This window comes from Vibrio sp. 704 (assembly GCF_033339295.1).
The window spans coordinates 1-631 of record NZ_JAWOUH010000593.1 but is presented as its reverse complement, the minus strand read 5'-3'; the positions used below and the strand labels follow the sequence as shown (position 1 = coordinate 631).

Annotated in this window: 1 protein-coding gene; it reads left to right on the top strand. The window is 52.0% G+C overall.

Features of this window, described 5'->3' with window-relative positions:
- Positions 1-631 (top strand): flagellar M-ring protein FliF C-terminal domain-containing protein (locus R7R24_RS27935; RefSeq protein ID WP_318120326.1); only part of this gene is annotated, 631 nt, incomplete at both ends.

Sequence of the window (631 nt, the reverse complement as noted above, 5' to 3'; positions counted from 1 at the left end):
CAGGCGCCAACCTCAAGCAGCAAGAAGTGGACTCGATTGTCGATATGGTCGCGAGCGCCGTTCCAGGCATGAAGACATCGCGCATTACCGTCACGGATCAGCATGGCCGTTTGTTGAGCTCTGGTTCGCAAGATCCGGCATCTGCCGCGCGTCGTAAAGAGCAAGAGTTAGAACGCAGCCAAGAACAAGCATTGCGTGAAAAAATCGACTCTGTTCTGTTGCCTATTCTTGGTTTTGGTAACTACACCGCGCAAGTGGATATCCAAATGGATTTCAGTGCGGTTGAGCAAACTCGTAAACGTTTCGACCCAAATACGCCATCGACCCGCAGCGAGTACGCGCTAGAAGATTACAACAACGGCAACATGGTAGCAGGCATTCCGGGTGCGCTTAGTAATCAGCCTCCGGCGGATGCTTCTATTCCGCAAGATGTCGCGCAAATGAAAGACGGCTCGGTAATGGGGCAAGGCTCTGTACGTAAAGAATCGACCCGCAACTTCGAGCTAGATACCACGATTAGCCATGAGCGTAAGCAAACGGGCACCGTGGCGCGTCAAACTGTTTCAGTTGCCATCAAAGACCGTCGCCAAGTTAATCCAGATACAGGTGAAGTGACCTACACACCAATGTC